Origin of the sequence: Sodaliphilus sp., from assembly GCF_045598405.1 — a bacterium.
Lineage (GTDB): Bacteria > Bacteroidota > Bacteroidia > Bacteroidales > Muribaculaceae > Sodaliphilus > Sodaliphilus limicaballi.
Genome location: NZ_JAZLLZ010000076.1, coordinates 1 through 9,504, shown reverse-complemented (window position 1 = coordinate 9,504; position 9,504 = coordinate 1). Strand labels below are relative to the sequence as shown.

6 protein-coding genes are annotated in these 9,504 nt (G+C 45.8%); 4 read left to right on the top strand and 2 right to left on the bottom strand.

Annotated features, from left to right (window positions below; genetic code table 11):
• Positions 1-252: 252 nt before the first annotated feature.
• Both ACKI3C_RS06155 and ACKI3C_RS06150 read left to right on the top strand, forming a co-directional pair.
• A complete protein-coding gene (locus ACKI3C_RS06155; protein ID WP_407403115.1) occupies positions 253-672 on the top strand; it encodes a Fur family transcriptional regulator in 420 nt (139 codons plus the stop codon).
• Positions 673-751: 79 nt separating this feature from the next.
• Positions 752-3,940: an alpha-amylase family glycosyl hydrolase gene (locus ACKI3C_RS06150; protein ID WP_407403113.1), complete on the top strand. Its 3,189-nt coding sequence runs from the start codon at positions 752-754 to the stop codon at positions 3,938-3,940.
• Positions 3,941-4,162: 222 nt separating this feature from the next.
• Here the strand turns inward: ACKI3C_RS06150 and ACKI3C_RS06145 are convergent, their stop codons facing one another.
• Positions 4,163-5,071, bottom strand: a complete 909-nt coding sequence (locus ACKI3C_RS06145; protein ID WP_407403111.1) for a BsuBI/PstI family type II restriction endonuclease — start codon at positions 5,069-5,071, stop codon at positions 4,163-4,165.
• Entirely contained in the window at positions 5,059-6,513 is a 1,455-nt protein-coding gene (locus ACKI3C_RS06140) for an Eco57I restriction-modification methylase domain-containing protein (protein ID WP_407403109.1), read from the bottom strand. The genes ACKI3C_RS06145 and ACKI3C_RS06140 overlap by 13 nt, the downstream gene beginning before the upstream one ends.
• 395 nt (positions 6,514-6,908) lie before the next feature.
• On the opposite strand from ACKI3C_RS06140, the gene ACKI3C_RS06135 reads away from it, so the two are divergent.
• Both ACKI3C_RS06135 and ACKI3C_RS06130 read left to right on the top strand, forming a co-directional pair.
• Positions 6,909-7,649, top strand: a complete 741-nt coding sequence (locus ACKI3C_RS06135) for a DUF3943 domain-containing protein (RefSeq protein ID WP_407403106.1) — start codon at positions 6,909-6,911, stop codon at positions 7,647-7,649.
• 167 nt (positions 7,650-7,816) lie between these two features.
• Positions 7,817-8,986, top strand: coding sequence for an ATP-binding protein (locus ACKI3C_RS06130; RefSeq protein ID WP_407403104.1), 1,170 nt, complete (start codon positions 7,817-7,819; stop codon positions 8,984-8,986).
• Positions 8,987-9,504: the final 518 nt, after the last annotated feature.

Sequence of the window (9,504 nt, the reverse complement as noted above, 5' to 3'; positions counted from 1 at the left end):
GTTAAAGGTTAATGAAGTGTATGTTTTGATACTATAGGTTATTAACTTCCCAAATGCTATAATGGTAACATTTCTATAACCAATAAACAATAACCAATAACCTTTCAAATTGAGCAAGTTAGCAACTTGCGAAAGTTGAATTATAATTTTTTGTGATCTAAAAAAAATGCGAAAACGATTGCATAGATATAATTAGATATGCATTGAAGGATAATCGTTGCTTTGCGTTGAAATTGTTTATTTTTGCACATGATGAATTCACAGGAGATTGAAAAACTGCTTACCGACCATGGTGTGCGTCCCACAGCTAACCGCATTGTTGTGGCTCAAGCCATGTCGCGTCACGACGGGTCTTACTCGCTTTCAGAATTGGAGGACGAGATAGGGACTATCGACAAGAGTGGCATCTTCAGGACTCTGGCTTTGTTTAAGGAGCACCACCTTGTTCATTCGCTTGAGAGCAGTGAGGGCACGCGTTACGAGTTGTGCCTGAGTCATAATGATGAGCACGACGATGATACTCATGTGCATTTCTATTGCGAGCGTTGCATGAAGACTTTTTGTCTTCCTGCACTCGCTATTCCACCAGTTGACTTGCCTCAGGGATATGTGATGGCTACTGTCAACTATGTGGTTAAAGGCCTCTGCCCAGCTTGCAGCGGTAAACTGTGATATTGCACATGGTGTGCAATAAAGGATGCTGATTATTATTTACTTACTTACTGTTTAAATAAACCTAACTTTAATTTTAATGAAAAAGATTTTCGCTACACTGTTGTTGTGCTTGGTTGCAATGCAATCATGGGCAGCATTTGTAGGTGATCGCACTGATTTCCGTGACGAGACCATCTACTTTGTGATGACAACCCGTTTCTACGACGGCGACAAGAGTAACAACACCTATTGCTGGGACGGCGCTAAGGATGCTGGCAAGCAGGATCCCAACTGGCGTGGTGACTTCAAAGGCCTTATTGAGAAGCTTGATTATATCAAGGCTTTGGGATTCACCGCTGTGTGGGTGACCCCCATTGTTCAGAATGGCTCAGGTTTTGACTACCACGGCTATCATGCTATGGACTTCAGCAAGGTTGACAAGCGATACGAGAGCGAGGACTGCAACTTCCAAGACCTCATCGACGCTGCTCACGCACGCGGCATGAAGGTGATCCTCGACATCGTGCTCAACCACACCGGTAACTTCGGCGAGGGCAACCTGTGCAAACTCTTCGACCGCGACTACAGCAAGCCCCAGAGCGACCTCAGCCAGTGCATGATCCCCTTCACCAAGAAGAATGGCGGCAAGCTCCAGGACAACTACAACAACCTCCCTGGCGGACAGCAGTATAGCGATCGTCTCACCAAGATGAAGAATACCGACAACCAGAATCATGACAACCATAACCTGTGGCATCACTACGGTAACTTCAACTGGGACGAACCCAACCGCTGGTGGGCACAGATTGCAGGCGACTGCGTTGACCTCAATACCGAGAACCCCCAGACCTATAACTACCTCATCGACTGTTACGGCTCATTCATCAAGATGGGTGTTGACGGTTTCCGCATCGATACCGGCGGTCACATCAGCCGACTCACTTTCAACACCACATTCGTGCCTGCGTTCCAGGCGCTGGGCGAGCAGTACAAGCACAAGCGCTTGAACGGTTGCCCCTTCTATATGTATGCCGAGGTGTGCGCACGTTTCCAGGGTAGCGTTACCTATCGCGACCAGCCCGCTCTCTCTCCCTATTTTTACACATGGCAGAGTCCTGCTGCGCTCCGCAGCCAGTGGAACAACGACGGCACTTATTGGGACAAAATAGCCATCTACGAGAGCACCGACCCCGCTACTCTCGACAACCAGAAGCTTTGCCTCCAGGAGGCAGCTACTAGCGGCGGCTCTAGCTCACAGCCCAAGAGCAACAATGCTTGGCTCGACGGCAACAACTACCACAAGCCCGACTACAGCCAGGCTAGCGGACTCAACATCATCGACTTCCCCGTGCACTATGGTTTCAACAGCGTGGGCAACATCTGGGGTCTCTTCGGCAGCGACAACTACTACAACGATGCTACTTATAATGTGGTTTACGTTGACTCTCACGACTATTGTCCCGGTCCCAACGACGGCGTCCGCTTCAATGGCGGCACCGAGCAGTGGGCCGAGAACATGTCGTTCATGTTCACATTCCGTGGCATCCCCTGTGTTTACTACGGCAGCGAGATTGAGTTCCGCAAGGGACAGATCATCGACAAGGGTCCCGAGATGGCTCTCAGCGAGACCGGACGTGCTTACTACGGCGGTTACCTCACTGGCGACCTCGAGGTTAGCGACTTCGGCCAGGTGAAGAGCGCTAGCGGCAACGTTAAGGCAACTCTTTCTTATCCTCTCGCACGCCACTTGCAGCGACTCAACCAGATTCGTGCCGCTGTGCCTGCATTGCGCAAGGGACAGTACAGCACCAGCGGCTGCTCGGGAAACGGTTACGCCTACAAGCGCCGTTACACCGACGACAAGGTTGATTCTTATGTTCTCGTTGCTCTCAACGGCGGCGCCACATTCACTGGTGTGCTCAACGGTACCTACACCGACGCTGTCACTGGCAACACCATCACCGTTACTAACGGTACCCTCAACACCGGCTCATTCAGCGGCAAGGGCAACATGCGCATCTATGTGCTCAACGGCCCTGGCAAGATTGGCGAGGATGAACCCTTCCTCTATGGCAACACCAAGCCTTCAAGCTCTGTCCTTTCATGGGACGGCCACGAAGAGGATGGCGACCCCGACACTAAGTACATCACCGGCGGTGGCGGCAACGACCCCGTTGATCCCATCGACCTTGATCCTTACACTCCCATCGTGAATGAGGACGATTACAGCGTGTTCTACGAGGCTCCCCTCACTGCCAACACCATCACCACCTGGGTATGGGGCGATGCTGGCAACTACACCGGCGGCAGCTGGCCCGGTCAGAAGATGGAACTCATGGGTACCAATGCCGACAAGACCCGCAAGATTTACAAGTGGACTTACGACGGACCTCTCACCACCGTTCCCGCTAACATCATCTTCGTTGTTGAGGGCAACCAGACAGCCGACCTTACCTATAAGAACCACGGTTACTACATCAGTGGCAACTACGACCACGAAGTGACTAACTACGAGTCTCCTGCTCCCACGCTAACCATCGACAAGGATAGCGGCCACTATGAGGATCAGGTTGAGGTAACCGTCAAGGCTAGCGATGCTAATGCAACCATCGTTTACACCACCGACGGCACTCGTCCCACTGCCGACAGCAAGACTGCAACCGGTCAGCTCAAGCTCACGTTCACCAAGAACACAGTGCTCACAGCCGGTGTCCTCTTCGAGGGGGCTGTGCGCAGCGTGATCTCTCGCGAGTATATCTTCGATGGTTTCAAGCCCTACACAGCTACCATCTATCTCAAAGATCCCACCACCGAGCCCAACAACTGGAGCAACGTTTACTTCTATGCATGGGCAGGCAGCAACACCCAGCTCCTGGGAGGATGGCCTGGCGAGAAGCAGACAGCGACCAAGGTGATCAATGGCGATACATTCTACTATCACACATTCGACATCGCAACCGATGGCTACACTTTCAATATCATCTTCAACAAGGGTGACAATAGTGGCCAGACCATCGACATCACAGGTCTCAACAAGGATACTTATTTTGAAATCTCATCGTTGACCAACAAGTTCACCGTTAAGGACATCACCGACCAGTATGCAAGCATTCCTGGCGACGTCAATGGCGACGGAGCTGTTGACATTACCGATGTGAATACACTCATCAACATCATCCTGGGCCATGATAATGCTGCTAAATACAGCGGACGTGCCGATGTCAACGGCGACGGTGCGGTAGATATTACCGACGTGAATACACTCATCAACATGATTTTGAAATAATAATCCTGTTAATCCCATCTACAAAGCATCCTGCTGCACCTTCCCGCAGCAGGATGCTTCGTTATTAAACATTATGAATGGTTCTTATTGCATTGATGGCATCATTCTTTGACACAATCTCGCATTAACAGAATAAATAAAACAGCATAAGGAGAGAATAGGTATTGACAATGTCGTTATATGGTAAAGGAAGAGTTGAGGAACTTGTTCATATAAGAAACTTTATCTTGGTCCTAAGAACTTATCACCATTCAAGTGAATCATGTGGTCGGGCATTTCTGCTATCCAGACTTCAGTTTCCCATGCAAGTTGCTCTGAGAATTTCTTGTATGTTTTGAAATCATGGAATGCCGTTACATAAATCATTCCTGCTGCTACATTCTCTGTCATTGACTTGATTTCTACAATACGTTTCGGATCCATAGGACCTACCGAGGTTACCGATTCCACAAAGTAAATCCAGTTTTTGTCTTCGCAATAGAGTACAACGTCAGGCATTTTGTCGTGAAGAGTGATTGCAAAACCAAGTTCAGACAAACGCTCAACATTCTTAACCAGATCTTTTTCTGTTGTGTCGCCAACGTATAAACATTCGCAGTTGGGAGCGAATCGAGGAGCGAATTGTTCAATAATAGCCTTTTGTAATTCGTTATGTTTGCCAGTACTGAAAGTAAAATCTATACCGTTGATTTTGACGGGCATCATTTCCATACGCTTCTTTGATGCATAAACATCAATCAAGCGTTCGTGCTTGCTATTAAATTCGGCAATACATGAAGCTGTCGCATTTGCTTGAAGCACCGAAAGAAATTCTTCCGTCAGGCGCCAACGATAGTTAGGACTATTGGTTGCCAAACCGTTGTCCTCTACAATGGCTGCTGTACGAAAATGATGAAGTGCTTGTTTGCGGAATGTCTCGCGTGAATTTTCTGCATACTTGGTTCCATAGTTCTTATTAACGAAAGCTATTATGTCATGAATCCTTATCCATTCATTAGTTGCGGAACTCCATGCTAATGACTTTTTTATGCCAGCAAGGGCAAGAAGAGACAGTGCACAAAGATCAGCTTGCTGACGTTCAGGTAATCCTATTGCTTTGAGAATATGTTTTGCTTTGGTTATCTTATCCATTGTTCTATAATCTGATTACAATTCGTTTCTGTTAGTTCTTTATGCATGAGTGCTCGTCCCATTTCTTCGATTACACTACGTTCAGGCACAGGCATAGAGTTTATCTCCGTAGAGTTGACCTGGGTAGATCCGTTGAGAATCCTATAATATGCGTCGTATAAGGTAGAGTTCAAAAGTACATACAATCCATAAGTCACACAAGGCGAGTCACATTGAATAAAATTCACTTTATTTTGCGTACTTATATATTCGTACTGAGGGTAGCGTTGTTTTAGATAAATGCCGCATTGTAAACGGCGTTTCTCTTCTTTGGCAGTGAAACGCTTAACCAGCAAATAGTTGTCATTCTTTTGTAGGAAAGCTTTCTTATCTGTAAAAATGCATTCACCTTCTTTGCCTTGCGGCCAAATCACACGACCATCTTTGATGTGTTGAGAGTACAAAAGAGGATAACAACCTTCTTCCATTTCGTTTCGCAACACTTCACGAGTACGGAAATCAACAATCAAGCCTGTTTTCATCGGCATATTGATAGTTGGAAGGGTTGCCGGCATCTTGTTCACCTTCTCTAATACATCAGCTTGTTCTTTGTTAGTCACAAGAAATACATAACGATTCTTGGCAACAACAGCATCGTATGGTGCGTCAAAAGCCTTGAGGTCAGAAAAATCCGATGTTGACGATGTAGTCATTCTAATCGTAGTGGGCTTCTGCCTTTGTTTTTTCAACTTAATTATTATAGTTTCTTGAAGTACTGATTCTCCGTCAAACACCTTATCGCGACTTTCAAACAAATGAATGTCTGTAAGAACACAATTATCAAAGAGATAACGACGAAAATATTCGAAGTATGCACCTGATGTCCACGAACGAGGAATGATGTAAACCATCTCTTGATTATCCTTCAAGTTGCGGATACCCATGCAACAGAATAGCGAATACAAGTTTGGAGCACCATAGCACACAGAAGGCATTGATTTGGCTTCAAGAGCATCCTTAGGAATTTTTTTATAAGGGGGATTGCCAATAATGTAGTCGTATTGCTGTGGTTCATCTCCAAACAGCATGTTTTGTTCAAAATGTTGAGTGGTTATGTAGTTCTCTACTTTGACTTCATATTCAATATGGCAAAGCTCTTTAATGTACTCCAAGTTCTCAATCAATATAGGTACTACCGTTGTATCCGTCTCATAACAGGTCACTTTTATCATGCCATCGTAACCAAGCTTACGCACCATGTCAATCCATGCTGCTGTCAAAACACCTGTTCCGCAACCAGCATCAAGAAGTGTTATCTCTGGCAAAGATAAATCTACGTTAAATAGCTCAGCCATGAACTTAGCCGATGCTTTTGACGTAAAGAATTGCCCATATTGTTTACGCTTCGATTTAGGAACCGAAGCAATAAACTTGTTTGTATTTTGAATGACGAAATCTAGCATATATCAAATGTATATTCACTTGAGTCGCCAAGCACTTGGAGTCGTTCAAATGTTTACGACTGGTTTTGGGGGACTCGTAGTCTTTTACTGCAAAGGTATCAAAAATAAGTTAAAAACTCCGTTTTTTGCCCAATTAATTTTATAAAATCGTTTACTTTTTGATTATATAAACTGCTTTTTGGCATATAGAGAAGTCCAAATATACGCATATATGTAAATTAAGGTAAAGTTGCTACTTTTGTTTATACCCAAATCGAGAAAATGAAGCAATTAGTGGTTGATTTTGTCCGGTGAGTGGTGCATATCGCCTATGTCGAAAAACGGATAATGTTTCATGACAAATAAGACACCATGTAATGCTGCACTCTACTTACCTTTGCCCGAAAAAATGGTAAATGAAACGACTTCTTGTCTTGATAGCAGCAATAATGATTATCGGCATGAGTGTAAATCCCCAGCCTGTTGCCGATAGTGTCTCGGTTGATGTTGACAGTGTGCAGCTCACTATATATGACTTCGCCTACTCTCGCACCATCTCCATGCCCGACTGGCGCGGACTTGCCTACAACACTGCCGCACTCTATGGCGCAGGTTTCGTCACTCTGGGAGTGCTCGAACTCCTGCCCGAAGACGCTACTGCATGGAACAAGGCGCAGTTGCACCGCACCCCTCTGTTCGAGCGATGGTGGGAACATGTGAGCGGAGGGCCACGATGGGATCACGATAATGTCGTCTTCGACTACGTGCTCCACCCCTATGGCGGTGCTGCCTACTTCATGTCGGCGCGTTCACGAGGCTTCAACATGTGGCAGAGCGCTCTCTACTCGGCCGCCGTCTCGACCTTCTTTTGGGAATACGGCATCGAGGCATTCATGGAATATCCGTCTATACAGGACCTCATCATCACTCCAGTAGTGGGCAGCGTGATAGGGGAGTGCTTCTACAAGGTGAAGCGCAGCATCGTTGCCAGCAACTACCGACTGTGCGGAAGCAGCCTGCTCGGCCACACTGTTGCTTGGCTAGTGGATCCTGTCAACGAGTTCGTCTATCTCTTCACCGGCAATCCCACCCGCCATCCAGTCCATGCCACCCTCACCACCGCCCCCCACCACCTGTCCCTAGTCGTAATCTTTTAAGGTGGTTTGCACTAAAAATAGTGAAAAAAATGCCGTAAACTGCACTAAATTCAGTGCAAAAACATAAAATAATTTGTGTGATTAGCATTGATGTTGTATATTTGCACCGAAAATAGTGCAAATTTTATTGAAAGATGCACTGAAAATAGTGCAAAATTTAGATAGCGATGGAAAAACTACAAAATAGATTCACGTCAATGCTAGCCGACACTCCAACGGTCTTTCATCGATATATGTGGGACACGATTGACTGGAATGACAGGTTGATAGGGCTCAAGGGACCTCGTGGAATTGGCAAAACAACATTGTTGCTGCAACGAGCAAAGGAAACGCTTGACCGTGACTCGGTGCTGCTGGTCAATGCTGATGATTTGTATTTCTCTGGTCACACGCTTGTTGACCTTGCCGATGAGTTCGTGCGCATGGGAGGGGAAGTGCTGATGATTGATGAGATACATAAATACAGTGATTGGAGCCGTGAACTCAAACTCATATATGATTATCACAAAAAACTGAAAGTCGTTTTCACTGGTTCAAGTATTCTTGACATAGAGGAGGGAGAGGCCGACTTGAGCCGTCGTGTCGTGCCTTATGATATGCAAGGATTGTCGTTCAGGGAATATATGGAATTATACCATGGGATGAAATTGCCTGTGTTGACTCTGGCAGAAATACTGTCTCACAAGTTTACATTGCCTGATACATTCCGACCTTGCGCCCACTTTGAAGAATATCTTAGAACGGGTTATTATCCTTTCTCTGACGAGCCTAAGTTTGAGCGCAGGTTGATGCAAGTTGTAAACAAAACCTTGGAGGTTGACATTCCTCAATATACCGAAATGACGGTTGCTGCCATTCGCAAACTGAAAAGATTGATTAATATTGTGGCTGAAAGCGTACCTTTTAAACCTAAAATTTCTTCTATAGCACAGGTTTTGGGGGTTAGCCGCAATATTTTGCCCGATTGGTTTGTATATATGGAGAAGGCTGGTTTAGTCATGCAACTGCGTGATGATACTGGTGGCATTAGGGGGTTAGGTAAAGTTGATAAAGTCTATCTTGATAATACTGCATTGATGCACATGCTCACTCAAAATAAAGCCGACGTGGGCAATGTGCGAGAGACTTTCTTCTTGAACCAAACTCGCGTCGCACACGATGTGGTCACATCAAGCATAGCCGATTTCCAGATTGGCAACTACACATTTGAAGTGGGCGGGCGCAACAAGAAGCAAAAGCAGATAACAGGCATCCCCGACGCCTACGTCGTGAAAGCCGACATCGAGGCCGGCTACCTAAACGTCATCCCCCTCTGGCAATTCGGCCTCCTGTACTAATCCATAAAGACTAGAAAGTGTTGTCCTAAAAAAAAGAAAATAAGCCAGAACTTGTTGATAACAAATATATTATAACAAATTTAATCATAGGGGGCTTGCTTTGTGACATCGAAGATGTCGGCGGCTCGGAGAGCCAGCTCCATGTGAACCGAGCCTCTTACGTCTCCGACGTTTTTACCGTACACTAATATTTTAGAAATATTGCTGTCCGGTTAAAGTTGCGAGAGTCGTACTAACTTCTCCAAACACTGTCAGTTACGACACTTTGGTATAACCGGGGCTTGGTATAGAACAAAAAAAGAAAATGAATTTTTTAGTTTATATGGCTCACGCCAAGAACCGTGCTCAAGGGAGTGAGCAGCGGTAAGTGGGCAAAGCCCGTGCCGCGACCAGCGAACCTCCCTTAAAATGGAGGACTCTGTCCTCAAAATGATAATACACTAGCTATGAGGTAATTCCATTTTGCTTGCAGAGCAAGCTATTTTCTAAACATAAAAATCATAATAAAAGTATTTTCT

Coding starts and splice junctions, on each gene's coding strand:
- ACKI3C_RS06150 (WP_407403113.1), top strand. CDS start 752: ATGAAAAAGATTTTCGCTACACTGTTGTTGTGCTTGGTTGCAATGCAA.
- ACKI3C_RS06135 (WP_407403106.1), top strand. CDS start 6,909: ATGAAACGACTTCTTGTCTTGATAGCAGCAATAATGATTATCGGCATG.
- ACKI3C_RS06145 (WP_407403111.1), bottom strand. CDS start 5,071: ATGGATAAGATAACCAAAGCAAAACATATTCTCAAAGCAATAGGATTA.
- ACKI3C_RS06140 (WP_407403109.1), bottom strand. CDS start 6,513: ATGCTAGATTTCGTCATTCAAAATACAAACAAGTTTATTGCTTCGGTT.
- ACKI3C_RS06130 (WP_407403104.1), top strand. CDS start 7,817: ATGGAAAAACTACAAAATAGATTCACGTCAATGCTAGCCGACACTCCA.
- ACKI3C_RS06155 (WP_407403115.1), top strand. CDS start 253: ATGAATTCACAGGAGATTGAAAAACTGCTTACCGACCATGGTGTGCGT.